The sequence below is a fragment of the Actinosynnema sp. NPDC023658 genome, from assembly GCF_040639995.1.
GTDB lineage: Bacteria > Actinomycetota > Actinomycetes > Mycobacteriales > Pseudonocardiaceae > Actinosynnema.
This window is the reverse complement of the sequence record NZ_JBFAAX010000004.1, coordinates 43,766-65,709: the sequence shown is the minus strand read 5'-3', so window position 1 is coordinate 65,709 and position 21,944 is coordinate 43,766. Positions and strand designations below refer to the sequence as shown.

The 21,944-nt window shown below is 72.2% G+C and carries 23 protein-coding genes; 9 read left to right on the top strand and 14 right to left on the bottom strand.

The features are described from left to right. Positions 1–796: 796 nt before the first annotated feature. Positions 797–1,642, top strand: a complete 846-nt coding sequence (locus AB0G02_RS01485) for an AraC family transcriptional regulator (protein WP_360787602.1) — start codon at positions 797–799, stop codon at positions 1,640–1,642. A gap of 8 nt (positions 1,643–1,650) precedes the next feature. On the opposite strand, the gene AB0G02_RS01480 is transcribed toward AB0G02_RS01485, so the two are convergent. Together AB0G02_RS01480 and AB0G02_RS01475 are read right to left on the bottom strand one after the other, a co-directional pair. Then, on the bottom strand, positions 1,651–1,995 hold the full coding sequence (locus tag AB0G02_RS01480; RefSeq protein WP_360787599.1) for an anthrone oxygenase family protein: 345 nt from the start codon (positions 1,993–1,995) through the stop codon (positions 1,651–1,653). A 143-nt stretch (positions 1,996–2,138) separates the two neighbouring features. Continuing rightward, the gene (locus tag AB0G02_RS01475; protein WP_360787596.1) at positions 2,139–2,465 is read right to left on the bottom strand and encodes a hypothetical protein; all 327 of its coding nucleotides are present in this window, start codon (positions 2,463–2,465) and stop codon (positions 2,139–2,141) included. Between the two features lie 78 nt (positions 2,466–2,543). Between AB0G02_RS01475 and AB0G02_RS01470 the strand changes: the two genes are divergently transcribed. From AB0G02_RS01470 to AB0G02_RS01450, 5 genes are all read left to right on the top strand, one after another. Next, entirely contained in the window at positions 2,544–2,996 is a 453-nt protein-coding gene (locus tag AB0G02_RS01470) for a MarR family winged helix-turn-helix transcriptional regulator (protein ID WP_360787593.1), read from the top strand. A 354-nt stretch (positions 2,997–3,350) separates the two neighbouring features. Next, the gene (locus tag AB0G02_RS01465; RefSeq protein ID WP_360787590.1) at positions 3,351–4,256 is read left to right on the top strand and encodes an ROK family protein; all 906 of its coding nucleotides are present in this window, start codon (positions 3,351–3,353) and stop codon (positions 4,254–4,256) included. After that, positions 4,253–5,410, top strand: a complete 1,158-nt coding sequence (nagA, locus tag AB0G02_RS01460; RefSeq protein ID WP_360787587.1) for an N-acetylglucosamine-6-phosphate deacetylase — start codon at positions 4,253–4,255, stop codon at positions 5,408–5,410. Before AB0G02_RS01465 ends, nagA begins: the two co-directional genes overlap by 4 nt. Positions 5,411–5,414: 4 nt before the next feature. After that, positions 5,415–5,600, top strand: a complete 186-nt coding sequence (locus AB0G02_RS01455) for a hypothetical protein (protein WP_360787584.1) — start codon at positions 5,415–5,417, stop codon at positions 5,598–5,600. 10 nt (positions 5,601–5,610) lie between these two features. Further along, positions 5,611–6,360, top strand: coding sequence for a VTT domain-containing protein (locus AB0G02_RS01450; protein WP_360787581.1), 750 nt, complete (start codon positions 5,611–5,613; stop codon positions 6,358–6,360). Between the two features lie 28 nt (positions 6,361–6,388). On the opposite strand, the gene AB0G02_RS01445 is transcribed toward AB0G02_RS01450, so the two are convergent. Next, the gene (locus AB0G02_RS01445; protein ID WP_360787578.1) at positions 6,389–7,774 is read right to left on the bottom strand and encodes an FAD-linked oxidase C-terminal domain-containing protein; all 1,386 of its coding nucleotides are present in this window, start codon (positions 7,772–7,774) and stop codon (positions 6,389–6,391) included. 211 nt (positions 7,775–7,985) lie between these two features. Here AB0G02_RS01445 and AB0G02_RS01440 point away from each other — a divergent pair, with 211 nt between their 5' ends. Then, a complete protein-coding gene (locus tag AB0G02_RS01440; RefSeq protein WP_360787575.1) occupies positions 7,986–8,591 on the top strand; it encodes a DedA family protein in 606 nt (201 codons plus the stop codon). A 48-nt stretch (positions 8,592–8,639) separates the two neighbouring features. Here the strand turns inward: AB0G02_RS01440 and AB0G02_RS01435 are convergent, their stop codons facing one another. Both AB0G02_RS01435 and AB0G02_RS01430 read right to left on the bottom strand, forming a co-directional pair. Further along, positions 8,640–9,275 carry a nucleoside/nucleotide kinase family protein gene (locus tag AB0G02_RS01435; RefSeq protein ID WP_360787572.1) on the bottom strand — a complete coding sequence of 212 codons (636 nt, stop codon included), beginning with the start codon at positions 9,273–9,275 and terminating at the stop codon, positions 8,640–8,642. Then, on the bottom strand, positions 9,257–10,081 hold the full coding sequence (locus AB0G02_RS01430) for a PfkB family carbohydrate kinase (RefSeq protein ID WP_360787610.1): 825 nt from the start codon (positions 10,079–10,081) through the stop codon (positions 9,257–9,259). The genes AB0G02_RS01435 and AB0G02_RS01430 overlap by 19 nt, the downstream gene beginning before the upstream one ends. A gap of 77 nt (positions 10,082–10,158) precedes the next feature. On the opposite strand from AB0G02_RS01430, the gene AB0G02_RS01425 reads away from it, so the two are divergent. Together AB0G02_RS01425 and AB0G02_RS01420 are read left to right on the top strand one after the other, a co-directional pair. Continuing rightward, a complete protein-coding gene (locus tag AB0G02_RS01425) occupies positions 10,159–11,115 on the top strand; it encodes a LacI family DNA-binding transcriptional regulator (RefSeq protein ID WP_360787569.1) in 957 nt (318 codons plus the stop codon). A 54-nt stretch (positions 11,116–11,169) separates the two neighbouring features. Beyond that, positions 11,170–11,940: a TIM barrel protein gene (locus AB0G02_RS01420; protein ID WP_360787566.1), complete on the top strand. Its 771-nt coding sequence runs from the start codon at positions 11,170–11,172 to the stop codon at positions 11,938–11,940. On the opposite strand, the gene AB0G02_RS01415 is transcribed toward AB0G02_RS01420, so the two are convergent. The 9 genes from AB0G02_RS01415 to clpB form a co-directional block, all read right to left on the bottom strand. Then, positions 11,921–13,000, bottom strand: a complete 1,080-nt coding sequence (locus tag AB0G02_RS01415) for a glycoside hydrolase family 76 protein (RefSeq protein ID WP_360787563.1) — start codon at positions 12,998–13,000, stop codon at positions 11,921–11,923. The two genes, AB0G02_RS01420 and AB0G02_RS01415, sit on opposite strands and share 20 nt — an antisense overlap. 25 nt (positions 13,001–13,025) lie before the next feature. Next, positions 13,026–13,721 (bottom strand): TrmH family RNA methyltransferase, encoded by a 696-nt coding sequence (locus AB0G02_RS01410; RefSeq protein ID WP_360787560.1) that lies wholly within the window; start codon positions 13,719–13,721, stop codon positions 13,026–13,028. 271 nt (positions 13,722–13,992) lie between these two features. Beyond that, entirely contained in the window at positions 13,993–14,748 is a 756-nt protein-coding gene (locus tag AB0G02_RS01405; protein ID WP_360787557.1) for a hypothetical protein, read from the bottom strand. Between the two features lie 296 nt (positions 14,749–15,044). Then, positions 15,045–15,434: a DUF2784 domain-containing protein gene (locus tag AB0G02_RS01400; protein WP_360787554.1), complete on the bottom strand. Its 390-nt coding sequence runs from the start codon at positions 15,432–15,434 to the stop codon at positions 15,045–15,047. 126 nt (positions 15,435–15,560) lie between these two features. Continuing rightward, positions 15,561–16,250: a hypothetical protein gene (locus tag AB0G02_RS01395; protein WP_360787551.1), complete on the bottom strand. Its 690-nt coding sequence runs from the start codon at positions 16,248–16,250 to the stop codon at positions 15,561–15,563. A gap of 1 nt (position 16,251) precedes the next feature. Next, positions 16,252–16,806 carry an orotate phosphoribosyltransferase gene (gene pyrE, locus AB0G02_RS01390; protein ID WP_360787607.1) on the bottom strand — a complete coding sequence of 185 codons (555 nt, stop codon included), beginning with the start codon at positions 16,804–16,806 and terminating at the stop codon, positions 16,252–16,254. Positions 16,807–16,878: 72 nt separating this feature from the next. Continuing rightward, the gene (locus tag AB0G02_RS01385) at positions 16,879–17,658 is read right to left on the bottom strand and encodes an SDR family oxidoreductase (protein ID WP_360787549.1); all 780 of its coding nucleotides are present in this window, start codon (positions 17,656–17,658) and stop codon (positions 16,879–16,881) included. Then, positions 17,655–18,350: a hypothetical protein gene (locus AB0G02_RS01380; RefSeq protein WP_360787545.1), complete on the bottom strand. Its 696-nt coding sequence runs from the start codon at positions 18,348–18,350 to the stop codon at positions 17,655–17,657. The genes AB0G02_RS01385 and AB0G02_RS01380 overlap by 4 nt, the downstream gene beginning before the upstream one ends. A gap of 850 nt (positions 18,351–19,200) precedes the next feature. Continuing rightward, positions 19,201–21,783 carry an ATP-dependent chaperone ClpB gene (gene clpB / locus AB0G02_RS01375; protein ID WP_360787543.1) on the bottom strand — a complete coding sequence of 861 codons (2,583 nt, stop codon included), beginning with the start codon at positions 21,781–21,783 and terminating at the stop codon, positions 19,201–19,203. Positions 21,784–21,944 lie beyond the last annotated feature (161 nt).

The following is a 21,944-nucleotide window of genomic DNA, read 5'->3' as shown; positions in this document are numbered from 1 at the left end:
CGCACTCGGCGTCCGCGCGGATCGGCACCTCCACCTCGCGCAGCCGCCTGCTCGGCGCGGCCATGTGGTTCACGTAGAACCGGGAGAGTTCCTCGTGCAACGCCACCCCCGCGCGGGCGGGTGGTCGCATCGATTTCAAGGTCGTCATGAGCCACCAGTGATTCAGTCGTTCGCCGTTCGCGGCGGTGAGCCGGGTGTCGGCTCGTCGATGTCGTCGGCGACGTTATGGGGGCGTGCGCGGCGGCGGCAATCGCGTTGCACTGGAGTTCGCGAATCCTGCACTCCTGTTCACCCGCACACCGGGATCGCGATCTCCGACGGGAGTCGGGGCGATCTCCGGCGGCCGTCGACAGGCCTGGAGGGAACCTCCGTGAGACGGATCCTGCAGGTGAAGTGGTCCAACCACTGCCCAGGTCGTCTCCAGCGAAAGGATAACGACGTTTCGATCCGGCCTCGACATTAGTGCGACCGACCACTGTTCCGAATAATTCTCATCATCCGCGGTCGAGACTGGTGACACCGGCCGGGACGGGTCGCAAATCGATCTTGCGAACAGTTTCCCGATTCGTCCTCGTCCGGACATGCCGTTGGCTATCATGACCTCGTCCGACGACCACTGCGACACCGGTGCGGGGAGGTACCAGTGCGTGAGGGAACTTCCGGGGGGCAGGTCCCGACCGAGCGTTCAAGATTCATCCGGATTCACAACCGGAACGCGGATTCGGCCGAGCGCCTCGACTATTGGAATGAGCTGACCGAGAGCACGAGGTACGGCAAGAACGGGATGCCGTTGATAGTGGCCGAACCGACTTTCCAGGCCGATTACACCGGCCACTGGGTCGGCGAAGCCGGTGTGGTGGCCGGCCGGATGGACGCCGGCGCGTTCCTGGTCGACCGCCGACGGGCCGACGGCATCGGCGGCGGCCGCGTGCAGCTCATCCTCTCGGGCGGCAACGACTCGCGGATCGACGCGCGGGGCTCGGCGCACGAGATCGGCGCCGGCTCGCTCTACCTCCAGTTCCACGACGAGCCGCGGCGCGTCCTGTGGACGAAGCCGGACCGGCAGCTGATCGTGGACATCGACTCGTCGCGGCTGACCGTGGACGTCGAGGTGCTCCGGCGTGCCATGTTCTCGCCGCTGCCCGTCGACCGGGACCTGGTGGACCTGTTCGTGCAGTCCGCGACCAGGATCCTCCACACGCCGCGGTGCGCGACCCCGGCGGCCGGGCCGTTCCTGGTCAGCCTGGTCGAACTGCTGGTGCGCAGCGCGCTGGGCGACGACGTCGAGCTGACCGAGACCGGTCCCGCGCGCCGGGGGCAGGCGCTGGCCGTCATGCGGGACAACCTCTCGCGGCCCGACCTCAGCGCGGAGGACGTGGCGGCGGCCCTGAACATCTCGCGCCGCAGCCTGTTCCAGCTCTTCGACGAGGGCGAGCCGCCGATGACGGTGCTCCGCCGGATGCGCATCGCGCGCGCCCAGGAGATCCTGGGCGACGGCAGGCGGGACGACCTGACCATCGAGCAGGTCTCCCGGCTGTGCGGGTTCGGCACCGCGCGCGGGTTCACCAACGCGTTCCTGCGGGAGGCCGGTCAGCGCCCCACCGACTACCGCCGCAACCGCGGCGGGCCGTCGACCACCTGAGCCCGGGGCTACCGCAGCTGCGCGACGGGCACGGTGGCGGCCGCGGCGAACCCCACGGCGGCGACGACCGTCCTGATCAGGTGGTAGCGGCGCCAGGCGTCGCGGTGCGCGGACCACGAGTCCGGGATCGAGCCGACCCAGCCGTCCGCCACGACGTTCAACGGCACGAGCGTCGTGACCGTGAGGACGATGCCGGCCAGCATCGCCACCGCCGCGACGACGCCGGCGACCAGCACGATCGCGTCCTTCTTGGAGCCGAGCACCACGACCGCGCTCGACGCCAGCACCCCCACCGCGAACAACGGGGGCATGAACCGCCCGTAGTCCCGGTTCACCGCCTGCCAGTACGACACGTAGGCGTCCGGGCAGGCCCGGGTTGAACGCGATGCCGAAGCACAGCCCGGCGTACAGCCCGGAGGCGAGCAACGACAGCACGATCGAGACCGCGTAGAGCGACTTCACCCCGGGCACCTCCCTCTCGGACCGCTCCAGTCCACTACAGGACGGCGATCCCGGCGACCGCGTGGATCACGGCCAGCACCGCCCCGCCACCCATGAGCCCCTTCTCCTTGCGCCAGACCCCGATGCCCACGTCGATCGCCTGGATCGCGGCCGCGACGAACAGCAGCCAGGCGACCGCGCTGCCGCGCTCGAACCACGGCAGGACCGCGGCGACGAGGCCGAACGGCACCGCGCGCGCCGCGTACATGTAGGCGTAGAACCGCTCGGACGCCGAGGCCGTCGTGGAGCCGCTCATGGCCGCCGGCCGCGCTCCCGCCGCCGCGGCGAACCCCACGCTGAGCAGCGCGGCCAGTGTGTTCAAGACGAGTAGGACGGTCATCATCGTGTCACCCCTGAACTGTGTACTGACTCAACTGTTGAGCGATGCTACAGTACCGGTATGGAAGCGACAACACACCGGGAAGGACTGCTCGCCGACTCGCTGGCCTTCCGGCTGACCGTGCTCGGCGCGGTCGTGCAGAAGGAGTTCGCGCTGCACCTCAAGGAGTCGGGGCTGACCCCGAAGCACCTCGGCGTGCTGAACGTCGTCGACCGCGGGTTGGCCCGCACGCAGGACGACGTCGCCACGCTCATGCAGGTCACGCCGGGCATGGTCGTCCGCCTCGTCGACCACCTGGAACAACGCGACCTGCTGCAGCGCAGGCGTGACCCGGTCAACCGGCGTCGGCACATCCTCACCGTCACCGAGGGCGGTGCCCGCGTCCTGGCCGACGGAGCCGCCTTCGCCGCCACTGTGGACGCCCGCCTGGCCGCCACCGCGGGCCCCGCCCTGGTCGGCCGGCTGGACGAGGCCCTGACCGCCCTGATGCGCCCCCTCACCGGCGACGGCTGACGTCGGTGAGGGGTGGTCGACGTGCGTGGCGCGGCGTCAGCTAACGATCCACCGGGGTGGCGCGACGTCAGTCGTATGGAGCGAGGGCACAGCCGTCGCCGGAACGGCGAAGTGCGGCGCCCACAGGCACGTCCGTGGCGGAGCGGTGCGGTGTGGACGGTGGTCGCCGCCGAGCTGCGAACTTGAACCCCACCCCAACGCCGCGCCCACGCCCCGGCCACACGCGCACCACACCCGGGCCACACGGCAGCCACACGCGAGCCGCCGCCCCGCACGCCCGCAGCCGAGCCGAGACCTGCCAATCGGACACTTGGTATAGACCAATGGCGGTCGGATGCCGCAGTATCGACCCTCGTGGCGCGCACCAGACACGTGATAGCCGTCGACGTCGGCGGAACCGGGACCAAGGCCGCTCTGGCCACCGGCGACCCCAACGGGGTCCAGGCGGTGAAGCAGCAGCGCCGCCCCACCCGGCCCGGTGGGGACGCGGTGGTCCAGGACGTGACCTCCCTGGTCGAGGAGTTTCGCGCCGCCTCGGAGCACCCGGTCGACGCGATCGGCCTCGTCGTGCCGGGCATCGTGGACGAGGCGACCGGCACCGGCGTGTACTCGGCGAACCTCGGCTGGGCCGAGTACCCGTTCCGCGACCGGGTCGAAGCCGCCACGGGTCTGCGCACGGCGTTCGGCCACGACGTGCGGGCCGGTGGTCTGGCCGAGCTGCGCCAGGGCAACGCGCACGGCCTGACGGATGCGGTCATCATGCCGATCGGCACCGGCATCGCCGCGGCCCTCGTGCTGGACGGCCGGATCTCGTCCGCGCCGGGCGAGGTCGGGCACGTGGACGTGGGGCACGGCGACCCCTGCGGGTGCGGCCAGACGGGGTGCGTCGAGGCGCGGGCGAGCAGCGCCGCCATCGCCCGCCGCTACACCGAGCGCACGAACCGCCAGGTCAACGGCGCGGCGGACGTCGCCGCGCTGCTCACGACCGGGGATGCCGACGCGGTCGCGGTGTGGCGCGAGGCCGTCGACGCGCTCGCGAGGGGCATCCTGCTGGTAGCGGCACTGCTGGGACCGCGCGCCGTGGTGCTCGGCGGCGGCCTGGCGCTGGCGGGTCCGAAGCTGACGGATCCGCTGGGCGGACGGCTGGACGAGCTGGTCACGTTCCAGCGGCGCCCGGAACTGCGGTTGGCGGCGTTGGGCGACGAGGCCGGGTGCCTCGGGGCCGCGCTGCTGGCCATCGACATGCTGGAGGAGAGATGAGCACGTGGGGTGGACCCGTGGACGTGACCCTGACCGGTGGTCGGGTCGTCACGCGCGACGGGGTGCTCGAACAGGGGTGGGTCGCGGTGCGGGACGGCCTGATCGCGGCCGTCGGCGAGGGGGTGCCGCCGGACGGCCCGACGACTGACGTCGACGGCGGCTGGCTGGTGCCGGGGTTCGTCGACATCCACTGCCACGGTGGCGGTGGTGAGGCGTTCACCAGCGCCGACCCGGCCCGGGTGATCAAGGCGGCGAACGCGCACCGCAGGCACGGCACCACCACGCTGCTGGCGAGCCTGGTGTCGAGGCCGATCCCGGAGCTGGCCGACCAGGTGAGGGTGCTGGCCGAGCTGGTGCGGGACGACGTCGTGGCGGGCATCCACCTCGAAGGCCCGTTCCTGTCCGCCGCGCGGTGCGGCGCGCACGACCCGGCGATCCTGTGCCCGCCGGACCGCCGCTCGATCGACGAGCTGCTCGGCGCGGGCGGCGGCGCGGTCCGCATGATCACCGTCGCGCCCGAGCTGGAGCACGGGGTGGACGCGGTCCGCCACCTCGTCGACAACGACGTGCTGGCCGCGATCGGCCACACCGACGCCACGGAGGCGCAGATCCGCCCGGCCGTCGAGGCGGGTGCGACGGTCGCGACGCACCTGTTCAACGGGATGCGCCCGCTGCACCACCGCGAGCCGGGGCCGATCGGCGCGCTGCTGGACGACGAGCGGGTCACCGTGGAGCTGATCTGCGACTTGGTGCACCTGCACCCCACCGCGGTGCGCCTGGCCGCACGGCACGCGGGCGTGGGCCGGACGGTCCTGGTGACCGACGCGATCGCCGCGGCGGGCGTGGGTGACGGCGTCTACGACGTCGGCGGCCTCGAAGTGCGGGTGGTGGACGGTGTGCCGACGCTCGCCGGCGGCGCGTCCCTGGCCGGCAGCACGCTGACCATGGACGCCGCGTTCCGCAACGCGGTGCAGTCGTGCGGCCTCACCGTGGAGGAGGCCGTGCACGCGACGGCGACCCGTCCCGCCCGGCTGCTCGGGCTGCAGGACCGGACCGGTGAGCTGCGCGCGGGCCTGGCGGCCGACGTCGTGGTGCTGGACGCCGAGCTGAGGCCGCGCGAGGTGATGAGCCGGGGCGCGTGGGTGAAAGACTGACCCGGTGCCCGAAGACCACGAGAAGCTGGTGGCCGACGCGTTGCGCGCCCAGGCCACCAGCTCCGGCGCGCACCCCCACGTGCCCGTCCGGCAGGCCCGCCCGTCGCTCGGCGCCGGGTGGGTGCTGCTGCTCTCGGTGCTGCTCGGCCTGGCCGCCGGCACGGTCGTGGCGGTCATGACGCTCAGGTGATGCCTGTACCGTGGTCGCCGTGACGGTCGCGCTCACCTCCACGCTCGCCCTCGGTCCGGAATGGCTCGACCCGCAAATCCTGCTCAAGGGACTCGGGCCGTACATGCTGGTCGGCCTGTGCTTCATCATCTTCGCGGAGTGCGGCCTGCTGGTGGGCTTCTTCCTGCCCGGCGACTCGCTGCTGTTCACCGCGGGCCTGTTCGTGGCCTCCGGCGTGCTGGAGTACCCGCTGTGGCTGGTGTGCGTGCTGGTCACGGTGTGCGCCCTGGTGGGCAACGCGGTCGGCTACTGGATCGGGCACCGGGCCGGACCGGCGCTGTTCGCCAAGCCGGAGTCGAAGATCTTCAAGAAGGAGTACGTCGACAAGACGCACGAGTTCTTCGACAAGTACGGCGCCCGCGCGATCGTGATGGCGCGGTTCGTGCCGATCGTGCGCACGTTCATCACCGCCATGGCGGGCGTGGGCCGGATGGACCCGCGCAAGTACTTCACGTACTCCCTGATCGGCGGCGTCGGCTGGGCCGCTGGTCTGACGATCCTGGGCTACTTCCTCGGCCAGATCGAGTTCGTGCGCAAGAACCTCGAGATGATGCTCGTCCTGATCGTGCTGATCTCGGTCATCCCGATCATCATCGAGATCGTCAAGGCGCGGCGGGAGAAGAAGGCGCTGCTCGCGCAGGAGGCCTCCGACATCACCCAGGTGATCGACCGGGTGGACGACCACCTGGACGAGACGCAGCGGATCAGGCGCGTCGACTGACCCACCGCGCGACCGGTCGTCGCGCCGGCTACGGGGTCTCCTCGAACTCGAACATCGAGCCCGGGTTGAACAGGTTCCCCGGGTCGAGCGCGTGCTTGATCCCGCGGTGCACGCGCAGGCCGACCGGGCCGATCTCCCGCGCCAGCCACTGGCGCTTGATCTTGCCGATGCCGTGCTCGCCGGTGACCGTGCCGCCCAGCGACAGGCCCAGGGCGAGGATCTCGTCGAACGCCCGCCTGGCCCGCTCGAACTCGTCGGCGGACGTCGGGTCGTAGACGATCGTCGGGTGCATGTTGCCGTCGCCGGCGTGCCCGACCACGGCGATCCGCAGCCCGGCCGACCCGCTGATCCGCTCGCACCCGGCGATGAGGTCCGCGATCCTGGTCCGCGGCACGCACACGTCGTCGGTCAGCCACGCGCCGTAGACCTCCAGCGCGTTCAGCACGGACCGCCGAGCCATGAGCAGGTCACGCCCCTCGCCCAGGTCCTCGGTCGCGTAGACGAGCCCGGCGCCCGCCGCCACGCACGCCTGCTCGATGGCGGCCAGCTCCCGCCGCCCCGCCTCGCCACCGGAGTCGGACTGGCACAGCAGCAGCGCCGCGTCGGCGCTCAGGTCGGTCTTCAGGTACTGCTCGACGGCCCGGATGGACGTGCGGTCCATGATCTCCATCAACGACGGCACGATGCCCTCGGTCACGATCCGGCTCACCGCCACGCCGGCGTCCGCCGTGCTGTCGAACGAGGCCACCAGCGTGACCGGGGCCTGCGGCAGCGGGCGCAGCGCCAGGGTCGCGCGGGTGATCACGCCGAGCGTGCCCTCGCTGCCGACGAACAGCTTGGTCAGGTCGTACCCGGCGACGCCCTTCACGGTCCGCCGACCGGTGCGGAGCAGCTCGCCGTCCGCCAGCACCACGTCCAGGCCGAGCACGGAGTCCGTGGTCACGCCGTACTTCACGCAGCACAGCCCGCCCGCGTTGGTGGACAGGTTCCCGCCGATCGTGCACCAGTCGTAGCTGGACGGGTCCGGTGGGTAGAACAGCCCGTGCTTCTCCACCGCCGAGCGCAGGTCGAGGTTCACCACCCCCGGCTCGACGACGGCCAGCCGGTTGTCCGGGTCGATCTCGACGATGGCGTTCATCCTGGTGGTCACCAGCACCACGCAGCCGTCCACGGCGTTGGCCGCGCCGGACAGCCCGCTGCCCGCGCCGCGCGGCACGATCGGGGTCCGGGCCGCCGCGCACGCCCGCACGACCGCCTGCACCTGCTCCGCGGACGACGGCAGCACCACCGCCAGCGGTTGTCCGTAGGGCGCGAGCGGCATCATGTCGCGCTGGTAGCTCGCGGTGACGTCGATGTCGGTCAGCAGCGCGTCGGCGCCGACCGCGGAGCGGAGTTGGGCGAGCAAGGCCTCCATCCCCCCACGCTAACCCCAGTGACAGGGATCACTCCAGTACGTGTCCGCACGTGCGCGAACCGCAGCGGACCCGCAGCGGAACCCCGGCTTCGGCAAGGTGTTATCCCCATGTCGCCCAGTCGACGCCCAACTCCCACGTAGGCTGCAAGACGTGGTGTTGTCCGCATCGTCCGAGGCTGCCGCGTTCGTCCAGCTTGATTCCGCAGGGCCCATGGCCGTGTGGCTCATCACGCTGAGCTTCATCTTCTTCGAATGCGCGTTCGTCTTCGGCCTGTTCCTGCCCGGCGACTCGTTGCTGTTCGCCGCCGGTGTGGTGCTCGCGTCGCACGACGGCGAGCTGTCCGCCTGGCTGTTGTCGGTGGCCGCGCTCGCCGTGGCCGTCGTCGGCAACCAGATCGGCTACTACATCGGCCGGCACACCGGCACGCGTCTGCTGGCCCGCCGCGGCGGCAAGGTGCTCAACAAGCAGAACCTCGCCAAGGCCCGCGACTTCCTCGACAGACGGGGCTTCTGGGCGGTCGTGCTGGCGAGGTGGATCCCGTGGGTCCGCACGCTGGCGCCGATGATCGCGGGCGCGGCGCGGATGGACCCGAAGCGGTTCATGCTGGCCACGACGCTCGGCGCGATCGCGTGGGTGCCGACGCTGGTGCTGGCCGGCTACTACGGCGCGGGCCTGCTGGCCGCCGTGCCGTGGCTGGAGACGGTGGCCGTCATCGTCAGCATCGCCTTCTTCGTCGGCGGCACCGCCTACGGCATCTACCGGTACCGGCAGGAGATGCGCAAGCCGGTGGACGAAGAGGTCAGCGCGACCCAGTAGCCCCGACCCGACAGCGCCCGGCGCGACGCAGACCGACCCGGCCGCGGCTCACAGCACCTCCGCGACGACCAGGTCGGCGGCGGCGCTGGACGCGTTGACCATGAGCGCGTTGACGTGGTCGGTGCCGTGCAGCACCCGTTCGCGCGCCTCCTCGACGGACCTCCCGTACCGGACGTGCCGGTCGATCAGCCTGGCCACTCGCAGGTCCTCGTCGACCAGCAGGAACCACGCCTCGTCCAGCACGAGCCGCACGCGCTTCCACCTGTCGTGCTGCAGCAGCAGGTAGTTGCCCTCGGTGACGACCAGCGGCACGGACGGGTCGACGGGCACCGCGCACGCGATCGGCTCCTCGATCTCGCGGCGGAACTCCGGCGCGTACACGACGTCCGGCCCGGCCGCCTTCAGCCTGCCGAGCAGGTCGACGTAGCCGGGGACGTCGAACGTGTCCGGCGCTCCCTTGCGGTCGGCGAGGCCCAGCCGGTCCAGCTCCTGCTGGGCCAGGTGGAAGCCGTCCATGCCGACCAGCGCGGCGTCGTCGCCCAGCGCGTCGACCAGCCGCCGCGCCAGCGTCGACTTGCCCGAGCCCGGTGCGCCGCCGATGCCGAGCACCTTGCGCTCACCGGTGCCCACGAGCAGCCTCGCCCGGTCGACCAGCTCGTCGAACCTCACCCGCTGTCCCGCCACCGTCCCAGCTCCTCCACCCAGTCCCACGCGGTGTGGCGCACGCGCACCGCGGCGACCTCGTTCGCCCACCGGACGGCGTCGTCCACCTCCTGCCCGGCGGCGACCGCGACCGCCAGGGCACCGTGCCACACGTCGCCCGCGCCGTTGGTGTCGCGGACCTCGACAACAGGTACCGGTTGCGCACCGGTGGCACCACCGCGCGACCACGTGACGGGACGCGGTCCGCGCGTGCGGATGACCAGCGGCACACCGCGGGCGTGCAGCTCGGCCTCGGACAGCTCGAACGCGGCCGAGCAGGCGGCGACGTGCACCAGCGGCAGCAGGTCGTCGAGCACGGGCTTCCAGCTGCCCGCGTCCAGCACCACCGGCACGCCCGCGCGGTTCGCGTGCCGCGCGGCCCACAGCGCCAGCGGCCCGAGGTGGCCGTCGACCAGCACCACGTCCGCCGACTCGACCAGCGCCGGGTCCACGTCGACGTCGACCTCGACGCCCACCGCGTTGCGGGAGATCACGGTCCGCTCGCCGTCGCGCTCGCGCACCGCCACCATGCTCAGCGCCGGACCGGCCGTGCCGACCGAGTGCACCTCCACCGGGTGCAACCGGGCGCGGGCGAACCCGCCGAGCTCACCGCCGAGCGCGGTCAGCAGCACGGCCCGGTGCCCGAGGGCGGCCACCGCGCGCGCCGCGTTCGCGGCCGGACCGCCGGGTGCCAGGTGCACGCCGAGCGACTGCACCTTCTGGCCGGGCGCCGGGAACTCGGCCACCTGCTGGCTCACGTCCACGGTCGTCAACCCGACACACAGCACCGAAGCCACGGATCACCCCTCCAACCAGGTAAAGTCCCCACGCAATCGCTTGCGCCAGCCCGAACGGGGACGAGTCCATGGTCACCATGCGGGAGGTCGCCAGTCTCGCCGGCGTCTCCATCACCACGGTCTCACACGTGATCAACGAGACCAGGGCGGTCGCCGCCGCCACCAGGGAGCGGGTGCTCAAGGCGGTCGAGGAGACCGGGTACACCGGTGACGCCATCGCGCGCTCGCTCGTCACCGGCGGCACGAAGTCCCTGGGCCTCGCGGTGTCGCTGGTGTCGCACCCGTACTTCGCGGAGCTGATCGCGGCGATCGAGAGCGAGGCCACCCGCCGCGGGTACACGCTCGTGCTGATCGACACGCGGGACACGGCCGAGTCCGAGCAGGCCGCGGTGCGGATGCTGAGGTCGCGCCGGGTGGACGGGGTGCTGCTCACGCCGACCTCCGGCTCCGCCGCGCTGCCCGAGCTGCGCCGCCTCGGCGTGCCGACGGTGCTGGTGGACCGGTTGACCGTGGCGCAGGACACCGACCAGGTCGGACCGGAGAACGTGCAGGCCACGTCCACCCTGGTGCGCCACCTGGCGGAGCTGGGGCACCGGCGGATCGGCCTGGTGTCGGGCCAGCCGGGCCTGGCGACCACGGACGAACGCGTCCTGGGCTACCGGCTGGGCCTCGGTCGCGCCGGGTTGGCGTGGGACGAGGAGCTGGTGCGGCCGTCGCTGGAGCCGCTGCTCGGGCGCGTCACGGGCGTCGTGGTGAGCGACCACCAGGTGCTGATCGACGTGCTGCACACGGCTCGCGCGCGGGGCGTGCGGATCGGGTCGGAGCTGGCGCTGGTGACCTACGACGAGGTCGAGTGGGCCGAGCTGGTCGACCCGCCGCTGACCGCGATGGCGCAGCCGGTGGAGGAGATCGGGCGCACGGCGGTGCGGCTGCTGCTGTCCCGCATCGAGGACCCGACCCGGCCGCCGGAGACGATCCGGCTGCCCCCGGTGCTGCGGCACCGCCAGTCCTGCGGCTGCCACTGACGCCCTCCCGTCACGGCGGCGGACACCGCGGTCCTCGCCGGTAGCGTGGCCGGTGTGCTGCTACCCGGCCTGGTCTCGGTCACCTTCCGCGCGCTGACCGTCCCGGACGTGGTGGCCCTGGCGCGCGGCTGCGGGCTGCGGGCCGTCGAGTGGGGCGGCGACGTGCACGTCCCGGTGGACGACCTGGCGGCGGCCCGGGACGCCCGGCGGCGGTGCGCGGACGCCGGACTGGTCACCTCCGCCTACGGCTCCTACTACCGGGCGGGCGTGACGGACCGGGCCGAGTGGGGCTCCGTGCTGGCCACGGCCGTGGAGCTGGGTGCGCCGCAGGTGCGGGTGTGGGCGGGCACGACGGGCTCGGCCGCGACGTCGGCCGGGCAGCGGGCAGCGGTGGTCGAGGCGATCCGTGCGGCGGCGGTCGAGGCGGAGGCGGCGGGTGTGCGGGTGGCGGTGGAGTACCACCCGGGCACGCTGACCGACACCCCGGACTCCGCGACCCGCCTGTTCACCGAGGTCGGGCACGCGGCGGTGGTGCCGTACTGGCAGCCGGGCGGCGCGCAGGACGTGGCCGGGGCGGTCGGGGAGGTCCGGGCGCTGCTGCCTGCGTTGACGACGGCGCACGTGTTCTCGTGGGGTCCGGGCGGCTACTCGGACCGCCTGCCGCTGGCCGCGCGCGAAGACCTGTGGCTGCCCGTGCTGCGGGAGCTGGGCCGTGACGGGGTGGACCGGTACGCGTCGCTGGAGTTCGTCGCCGGCGACTCGCCGGAGGCCTTCCGCGCCGACGCGGCCACGTTGCTGGGGTGGCTCAGCCCTGCGACGGCGTGACCCCGCTGCGCTCCAGCAGGGCGGCGGCCTCCAACGCCATCCACCCTCCCAGCTGGACGGACAGGTCGCGCGCCGGACCGGGTCCGGCCGGCTTGACCGCGGGCTCGCTCCACTCCGGACCGAACAGCGGACCGCTCACCACCGCGGTCCGGTTCGACCACACCGCGTCGGCCGAGCGGAACACCAGGTCCGCCGCCCGTGCCGCCTCGGGTCGGTCCAGCCGCAGCGCGGCCTGCGCCAGGTACCGGGCGAGGATGCCGCTGAACAAGCCGCCGTCACCGCCGCCGTGCCCGCGCAGCACGCCGTCGGTGGCCAGGTGCTTGTCGACGCCCGCGATGATCCGCGCCGCCTTGTCCTGGTAGCGCGCGGAACCCAGCTCCACGCACGCGCCGAGGACGACGCCCTGGCAGTAGGTGTAGAGGTTCTTCTCCACCTCGCGGACCGAGCCGTCGGGGTGGACGTGCAGCCCGTCCCACAGCAGCCCGGTCTCCGGGTCGACCAGGCACTCCTCGACCCAGTCCACGATGGACCGCGCACGACCCAGGTCGGCGCGCTCGCCCAGCCTGGCGAACAGGATCGCCGCCGGGCCGTTGGCCGGGACGTTCTTGAAGTCGTCGTTGCGCCGCCACCAGATCCCGCCGCCGCCGTGGTCGGTCCACCCGGCGCGCAGCTGGTCGGTGATGGCGGCGAGCGCCTTCGGCCGGGCGATCCCGACCTCCCGCTCGGCGCGGAGCAGCGCCAGCCCGAGCCACGCCACGTCGTCGTAGTAGTCGTTGGTCCAGCCGGTCAGGTTGCGCACCCGGATCCCGCGCACCAACCGCTTCAGCAACGCCACTCGCGCCGGCCGCGGCGACCGGAGCTGGGCGTCGACGACGCAGTCGAGCAGGTGGGCCTGCCACCAGTAGCCGAACCGGGCGTGCGCGCGGCCCCGCCAGTCGGGCGGCCAGGCGACCACGCCCAGGACCGTGCCCGGCAACCCCCAGACCCGACGCAGGTGCCGGGACTCGACCGCGCGTTCGGCGACACCGGCGCGGGCGGAGAGGATCATGGGTGTGGTCACCGCACCAGCCTGCCTACTGAACCGGTCAAGAAGCTCGCCGGAACAGTTCCCAGTGGTAGAGGCCCATGGCGACGCTGGTGGTGAGGTTGTAGCTGGAGACCAGGGGCCGCATCGGCAGCGAGACCACCAGGTCGGCCCGTTCCCGCACCGCGGGCGACAGCCCGTGCCGCTCCGAGCCGAACGCCAGCACGGCGTCGTCGGGGATCCGCACGTCCCGCAGGTCCTGCCCGTCCGCGTCGAACGCGATCACCGGTCCACGCACCTCCTCCAGGCCGCCCAGCCGGCCGACCGGCAGCGCGAAGTGCAACCCGGCACTGCCGCGCAGCACGTTCGGGTGCCACGGGTCGACGTCACCGAGCGAGGCCACCCCGCCCGCGCCGAGCCCGGCGGCCACCCGGACGACGGCGCCGAAGTTGCCCAGGTTGCGCGGGTTGTCCAGCAGCACGAGCGGCGCGGTGCGCGCTGTGGTGACCGGTTCGGCGGCGGGCCGTTCGGCCAACCCGCCCACGCCGGTCGGGTGCGACCGCCCGATCACCCGTTCGAACTCCGCCGCACCGACCACCTCGGCGCGGACCTCGAACACGTCCACCAGATCGGGCGCGTGCGACCGCGCCAGCGCGACCGCTTTCCCCCGGTCCAGCACCACCACCCGCCCCAAGGCCGCCCCGAACCGAACCGCGTGCTTGACCGCGTGAAAACCCTCGAGGACCACTACGCGCATCGGGTGATGATGCCCCCGCTCTCCCCGGTGGCCCGCTGGACCCCCTAGGCTGCGCGCGGTCGTCACACGCGTGTCGCGCTTGTCCACGAGGCCTGGATGGTGTATTCCACTTCTGAAAGAATAGTGCGCAACGCGGGTTGCGCGGTCGTGGCACAGAAAAGGGAACCACGTGATCCGAGGTGGCGAGAGCGGCAGCGGCGGTAGCACCGGCAAGGTGAGCTCCCGCTGAAACGTGGCCCAGCCCCTCGGCTGGGCGCACGTCCGCGCCACTTCACGCAAGGTCGAGTCGGACGCCGAACTTCTGGTAAGCGGGCACATCGCGCACGGTGAGCGTGATCTCGAACTGCCCGGACGCGTTCACCGCACTGACAAGAGCGTGTTCACCGGCTCCTTGGGAAGCGCCGATTCGGTCGAACGACGCCCTTTCCCCGACCGGCAGGGTGATCACGTACTGCGCGAACGGCACCGGTTCGGCGAATGACACCAAAAAGGAATCCGGGCCCCGACCGCGCATCAACGGCCGGCACTTCGCGGGCCAGAACAGGTCGACCGAGAAGTGGACCTCGCTGCCCCGCGGCGCGGCCTGGTTCAGGTGCACCACCATCCTGAGCCGTCGCAGGTCGAGCCAGGAGCTGGTGAAGTCGAACCTGGTCCCGCCCTCGCCGCCGACCTCGACGCTGCGCACGTGCGCCTTGACCCGACGCTGGTACCGGCGCGGCCACGCCCAGTTGATGGCGTCGTGGAAGGTGCAGAAGTCGAGGAAGTCGCACAACACCACGATGCTGAACGAGATCCGTTGCCGGACATCGCCGTTCGACTGCACGTCGACCCGCTGCACCCAATTGGTGACGGCCCACTTCTGGCCGTACCGCGATTCCATGATGTCGCAGTACTCCAGCAGCAACCGCCGGTCCAGCACGTCCCGACCGCGCCAGACGACCCGGTTCACCACGAGCACCGCGAGCACCACCACGACGGCTCCGGCCGCCACCACCAGACCGGCCGTGCGGAGGAACCCCTGCCCCACCGCGGACGCCGTGAAACCGCACCCGAGCAGAACGGCCGACCCACCCTCCACAGGTCCCAGGACCGCGGTGCCGAACACGTAATCCCGCCACCAGGAACCCATCACCGAGGCCGGCGACCTGCGCCTCCCGCGGTGCACGGGTTCCCTCACATCAAGACGTGCCCGAGCCACCCCCATCGCCGCCCACCCTTCCCCGACCCATAGCCGAAGGATAGGGCAACGAACAGCTCCGGAATTGAGATTGGTACGGACGGGTAGCGCGATTGGGCCACCCCGGTGAAGGGTGAATGGCGACTTTATCGCTGATTGGTGAACTGCACTGAATTACCGGTCTGTTCAACACGGCGTTTGAGGTAGTAACCGATCCACGAGGTGAGCACCACGACCGCCACCACGACCTGGACCAGGCGTGCCGCGGAGTCCGGGTAGAGGACGCCGTCGATGTAGGTGTCGATGAAGCCGTTCGCCAGCTGGGGCTGCCCGGCGGCGTCGCGGAACAGGTTCTCCAGCCACGTGAGGGGACAGGCGAGCGGGAACAGGACGATCAGCAGACCCCACGCCGCCATCGCCACGTGGAAGTACAGGACCTTGGGCCACCTCAGCGCCAGGAACCCCCCGACCACGAGGAAGACCAGGACGACGAAGTGCACCACCATGACCACTTCGGCTAACGCGCGCGCGACCATAGCGACCTCCCTGACTTCCACAGTAGGCCGCCGAGCGATCACACGCCCCTCATTTCCGGCGGTGGCCGCGGAGGCCTTCCGGTGTGGGAACGGGTGTGCCGTCGGGTGCGCGCGGGCGGTGCCGGATCAGCCCCGCGGCAGGGCCTGCCAGGGCACCCGGCCCGCCACGTCCAGCAGCAGGTCGGCCAGGTGCGCCAGCGGCGCCTGCAGCAGCGGGCCGGGCACGGCGGCGGCGAGGTTGTGCTCGTCGAACGCGATCGCCACCCCGTTCGCCCTCGGGTCCTGCAGCAACGCCTGCGCGAGGCCCGAACCGAGCAGCGCCGGGGCGAACGCCGGGTTGAGCCGCCGCACCTCGTACCGGGCGTCGAACGCCGGGTCGCCGGTCGCCACGAACTGCTCGAACAGCCCCCACACGGTGTCGTTGCGCGGGCTGATCAGCACCCACGGCCCCGGCATCGGGCGCGGCACGACCACCACCGTGTAGGTGCGGTACTCGGACGTCACCACGTTGTCCGCGCGGAACACCACCTCCACGGCCAGCACCGGCACACCGCGCCAGTGGCCGACGAGCTGGAACCGCACCCGGCTGCGGTCGGCCTCCAGCATCCGGCCGATCTGCGGCACGCGTTCCTGGAAGCCCTGGTCCTCGGCCACGAACCGCCAGCCCAGCGACGCCTCCAGCGCCCGCATGCCCTGCTCCCACTGGTTCACGAACCCCTGGTTCGTGAACGGGTTCCGCTTCCGCCGCGACAACCCCACGGCGACCCCGACACCGAGGATCGCCACGACCACCAGGAGCAGGATCAGCGCGCTCACGTCAGGCCAGGCCGAGGTCGGTGAGGTCCAGCAGGTACCGGTACGGCAGCCCGGCGTCCTCGATCACCTCGCGCGCGCCCGTGCCGCGGTCCACGACCGTCGTGACGCCGACGACCGTGGCGCCGTGGGCGCGCAGGGCCTCGACGGCGGTGAGCACGCTGCCGCCGGTGGTGGAGGTGTCCTCGACCGCCAGCACGCGCTGCCCGGCGACCTCGATGCCCTCGATCTGCCGCTGCATGCCGTGCTGCTTGGCCGACTTGCGCACGACGAACGCGTCGAGCACCTCGCCCGCGCCCGCCGCGGCGTGCATCATCGCGCACGCCACCGGGTCGGCGCCCAGCGTCAGGCCGCCCGCGGCGACGTAGTCCCAGTCGGCGGTGAGCTGCCGGAGCAGCTTGCCGATCAGGGGGGCGGCGGCGTGGTGCAGCGTCGCCCGGCGCAGGTCGATGTAGTAGTCGGCCTCGGCACCCGAGGACAGCGTCACCTTGCCGTGCACCACGGCCAACTCGCTCACCAACCGCGCCAGCTCGGCCTTCGCCGCGGCGTCCAGGACCACTTCAGTTCGCACGGGTCCCAAGAGTGTCATACCGCGGCGTGCGCCGGCACACCGTGACCCTCCGCGCCGCTCCTAGGTGCGGCCGCGACCGCCGGCCACGCGGGAGGCGACGCGCCGGAGCAGGGCGCGCGGGACCAGCCGGGCGAACAGCGTGATCGCCTTGTACTGGGTGCCGGGGACGGACAGCGCCTTGCCCGCGCGCAGGTCGGCCAGGCAGTCGTGCACCACCCGGTCGGCGTCGAGGTAGAGCAGGTCGGGCGTCTTCGTCATGTCGATCTTCGCCCGCTGGTGGAACTCGGTGCGGACGAAACCGGGGCACAACGCCATCACCCGCACACCGGTGCCCGCCGTGGCCATCGACATGCCCTCGGAGAACGCCGTCACCCACGCCTTGTCCGCGCTGTACGTGGTGCCGCGGCCGGGCAGGAAACCGGCCACACTGGACACGTTGACCACCGCGCCGCGCCCGCGCGCCACCATGCCGGGCAGCGCGGCGCGGGTCAGCTGCAGCACGCTGGTGACGTTCACGTCCAGTTGCGACTGCAGTTCGCCCGGGTCGGCGGTGACGAACTCGGACGAGATCGCGAAGCCCGCGTTGTTGACCAGCAGGTCGACCTCGTGGCCGGCCAGGTGGGCGGCGACCGCGGCGCGGCCCTCGTCGGTGGCCAGGTCGGCGGGCAGCACCTCGGCGGTGATGCCGTGCGCGGCGCGCAGCTTGGCCGCCGTCTCCTCCAGCCGCTGCTCGCCTCGGGCGACGAGCACCAGGTCGTGCCCCTCGGCGGCGAGCCGGCGGGCGAACGCGGCGCCGATGCCGGACGACGCGCCGGTCACCAGGGCGGTCGGCGGCGTCACGGCTTGCGCCCGAACTGCGGCCGGTAGACCTCGCCACCGGCTTCGGCCTCGGGGTCGGCCTCGAACGGGTCGATCACGTCGGCCAGCTCACCGAGGTCGCGCAGCAGCCGTTCGAGGCGGGCGGGGGTGGAGTTCGGCGGGGCGGCGGCCAGCACCCAGTCACCTTCCAGCCAGACGACGGTGACGTCCGCGCCGATCTCCTCGGCGGCGTCGACCAGGTCGGGGGTGATGAGCTTGCGCGCGGCGGGCAGCTCGCTGACGAACGCGTACCGCGAGCCGACCGGGCCGAGCAGGTCGGGCATCTGGTCGCGCTGGAACGGCACGCTGGGCAGCCACAGCTCGATGACCACGGACAACGCCCGGCGGCAGCGGACGCCGACCAGCACCGAGTTCACCTTGCCGCCGGTCTCGTGGTCGAGCACGTAGACCTGGCGGCGGCCGTCCGCGGTGAAGGTGGAGCCCGCGACCACGTCCTTCGCCACGCCGGCGCCGTAGTAGGCGATCGCGCCGCTCTCCCAGCGGGTGGGCAGCACGTGGTCGGTCTCCTCGAACTGCCAGCCGCGCAGCGCCGCCCAGCGGCGGCGTTCGCGGTTACGCGCGGTTCGCTGTGCCCGGTCGGTGGCGAGCAGGGCGAACCCCGCGACGCCCGCGACCGCGGCGACGGTGAACCAGACCCACGCCGGTATGCCCACGGTGCGAGAGTAGCGGGCGGCGGGGAACAAACGAAGATCACTTGGGGCGTGGTTCGCGCAAACGGATCAAGCTGTTACCCGGATCGCGGGGTGGACGCGGGGCCGGTCCGCTCTCGTCCCGCCCGGCTCGCGGGGGCTTTATCCACAGGCCTCGGCGTTGTCCACAGGCACAGCCCGGACGCTCGTGCGCTGTCGGTGCCGGCCGGCAGAGTAAAGCCAGGGGTCCCCCGGTCGGGGACCCCTGCGTAGCGAGAGGGCAGGCGAACAGATCCGTGCCACGTGCGGACGGCGGAGTAGGTGTCGCGCGGACGCACCGGCATGGCGCAGGCGACCGGACAGGCGCGGCGAGGGCCAGCAGGCAGGCGCAGACCGGGCAGGCGCGGCGCGAACGCGAGCGGGCAGGCCCGGCCCAAACGAGCGGGCAGGCGCGGCGAGGGCCAGTGGACAGGCGCGGCGCGAGTGACCGGACGGCAGGCATGGCCCAGGCCGGCGGACAGCCGCAGCCCGAGCGGGCGCGGGCTAATGACCGGACGGCAGGCGTAACGCGGGCTGGCGTGGCGCGAGTGAGTGCGCTGGCGTAGTTCGAGCGGGCAGGCTTGGCGCGGGCAGGGGGTCCGGGTGAGCGGACACGCCTGCGGGATCGGGCCCAGATCGGCGGCCGGTGGGGTGTCCGGGGCCTGTGGCGCGCGGCCGGTTCCGGTGGCTGGTTGCGGTAGCAGCCGGCAGTGGTCGGCCTGAGGCGCTTGAGGCCCCGCGGCACCTGGGACGAAGGCGGTCTGAGCTGGTCAGGGCCTTGTCGGGTGCCGCGGGGCCGGGGCGGGCCGGAGTGGTGCCGGCCCGGCGAAGTGGATCAGACCTTGCCGACGATCAGGCCGGACTGGTCGTCCAGCACGTCGACCTTCACCGTGTCGCCGTCGCGCACCTCGCCCGCCAGCAGCTCCTTCGCCAGCTGGTCACCGATGGACGACTGCACCAGCCGCCGCAGCGGGCGGGCGCCGTACACCGGGTCGAAGCCGTTCAGCGCCAGCCACTCGCGGGCGGCGGGGCTGACGTCCAGGGTCAGCCGACGCTGTGCCAGGCGTGCGCCGAGCCGTTCCACCTGGATGTCCACGATGGAGGTCAGCTCCTCCGTGGCCAGCGCGTGGAACACCACGACGTCGTCCAGCCGGTTGAGGAACTCCGGCTTGAAGTGCGTGCGCACCACGGACATGACCGCGTCGTTGCGCTGCCGCTCGTCCAGCGTGGCGTCCGCGATGACGTGCGAACCGAGGTTCGAGGTCAGCACCAGGATGGTGTTGCGGAAGTCGACCGTGCGGCCCTGGCCGTCGGTGAGCCTGCCGTCGTCCAGCACCTGCAGCAGCACGTCGAACACGTCCGGGTGAGCCTTCTCGACCTCGTCCAGCAGCACGACCGAGTACGGGCGGCGGCGGACGGACTCGGTGAGCTGCCCGCCCTGGTCGTAGCCGACGTAGCCGGGGGGCGCTCCGACGAGCCGGGCCACCGAGTGCTTCTCGGAGTACTCGCTCATGTCGATCCGGATCATCGCCCGCTCGTCGTCGAACAGGAACTCCGCCAGCGCCTTGGCCAGCTCGGTCTTGCCGACGCCGGTCGGGCCGAGGAACAGGAACGAGCCGGTCGGCCGGTCCGGGTCGGCCACGCCGGCCCTGGTGCGCCGGACCGCGTCCGAGACGACCCGGACGGCCTCGGCCTGGCCGACCACGCGCTTGGCCAGCTCGTCCTCCATGCGCAGCAGCTTCGCCGTCTCACCTTCGAGGAGCCGACCCGCCGGAATGCCCGTCCACGCCGACACCACGTCGGCCACGTCGTCCGGCCCGACCTCCTCCTTCAGCATCACCGCGGCGTCCTGGGTGGTGCGGGTGGCGGTCTCCAGCTCCTTCTCCAACGCCGGGATGCGCCCGTACCGCAGCTCCGCGGCACGGCCGAGGTCGCCGTCGCGCTCGGCCCGCTCCGACTCGCCGCGCAGCTGTTCGAGCTGCTCCTTGAGGTCGCGGACCTTCTCGATCGAGCCCTTCTCGTTCTGCCAGCGGGCCGTCAGCGCGGCCAGCTCCTCGCGGTGCTCGGCCAGTTCGGCGCGCAGCGCGGCGAGGCGTTCGACGGAGGCCGGGTCCGTCTCCTTGGCCAGCGCCATCTCCTCGATCTCCAACCGGCGCACGGCGCGTTCGACCTCGTCGATCTCGACCGGCCGGGAGTCGATCTCCATGCGCAGCCGGGACGCGGACTCGTCCACCAGGTCGATGGCCTTGTCCGGGAGGAACCGGGCGGTGATGTAGCGGTCGGACAGCGTGGCGGCGGCGACCAGGGCGGCGTCGGTGATGCGCACGCCGTGGTGCACCTCGTAGCGCTCCTTGAGGCCGCGCAGGATGCCGATCGTGTCCTCGACCGAGGGTTCGCCGACGAAGACCTGCTGGAAGCGGCGCTCCAGGGCCGGGTCCTTCTCGATGCGCTCGCGGTACTCGTCGAGCGTGGTCGCGCCGACCATGCGCAGCTCGCCGCGCGCCAGCATGGGCTTGATCATGTTGCCCGCGTCCATGGCGGAGTCGCCGCCCGCGCCGGCACCCACGATCGTGTGCAGCTCGTCGATGAACGTGATGACCTGGCCGGCGGAGTCGGTGATCTCCTTCAGCACGGCCTTGAGCCGCTCCTCGAACTCGCCGCGGTACTTGGCGCCGGCGACCATCGCGCCGAGGTCGAGCGCGACGACCTTCTTGCCGCGCAGGCTCTCGGGCACGTCACCGGCCACGATGCGCTGGGCCAGGCCCTCCACGATGGCGGTCTTGCCCACGCCGGGCTCACCGATCAGGACGGGGTTGTTCTTCGTGCGGCGGGACAGCACCTGCACGACGCGGCGGATCTCGGTGTTGCGGCCGATGACGGGGTCGAGCTCGCCCTTGCGGGCGCGTTCGGTCAGGTCGACGCCGTACTTCTCCAACGCCTGGTAGGTGCCCTCCGGGTCCGGGCTGGTGACTCGCGCCGAGCCGCGGACCTTGCCGAACGCCTCCTTGAGGGCTTCGGGGGTCGCGCCGTGGCGGCGCAGCAGGTCCGCGACCTGGCCCCCGTGGTGGGCGAGGCCGACCAGGAGGTGCTCGGTGGACACGTACTCGTCACCCATCTCGGTGGCGAGTTCCTGCGCCTTGCCCAGCACCCGGACCGCGTCGCGGGAGAACTGGGGTGCCGACACGGACGAGCCGCTGGCCGCGGGCAGGGCCCTGGTCAGCTGTTCCAGCTCCTTGTGCACCTGCTTGGGGTCCGCGCCGACGGCGGTGAGCAGGGGCGTGGTGAGGCCCTCGCCCTGGGCCAGGAGCGCGCCGAGGAGGTGGACCGGGCCGACGTCCGGGTTGCCCGCGATGGTCGCCGCCTGAACGGCGGCGGACACGGCCTGTTGCGTCTTCGTGGTCGGGTTGAAAGCGTCCATTCCTCACCTCGGTCGGTGTTCCGTGCACAGCGGCCGGCGTCGCCGCACCAGCCTTCATCCAGATCAACGTCAGAAAAGTTGAGTCAGTTCCGCTCAACCTAGTCGAAGCGGTGTGGCGTGGGCCACGGGGTGAAAGTCGGGTGCGCCCCGACCGGTGTCCC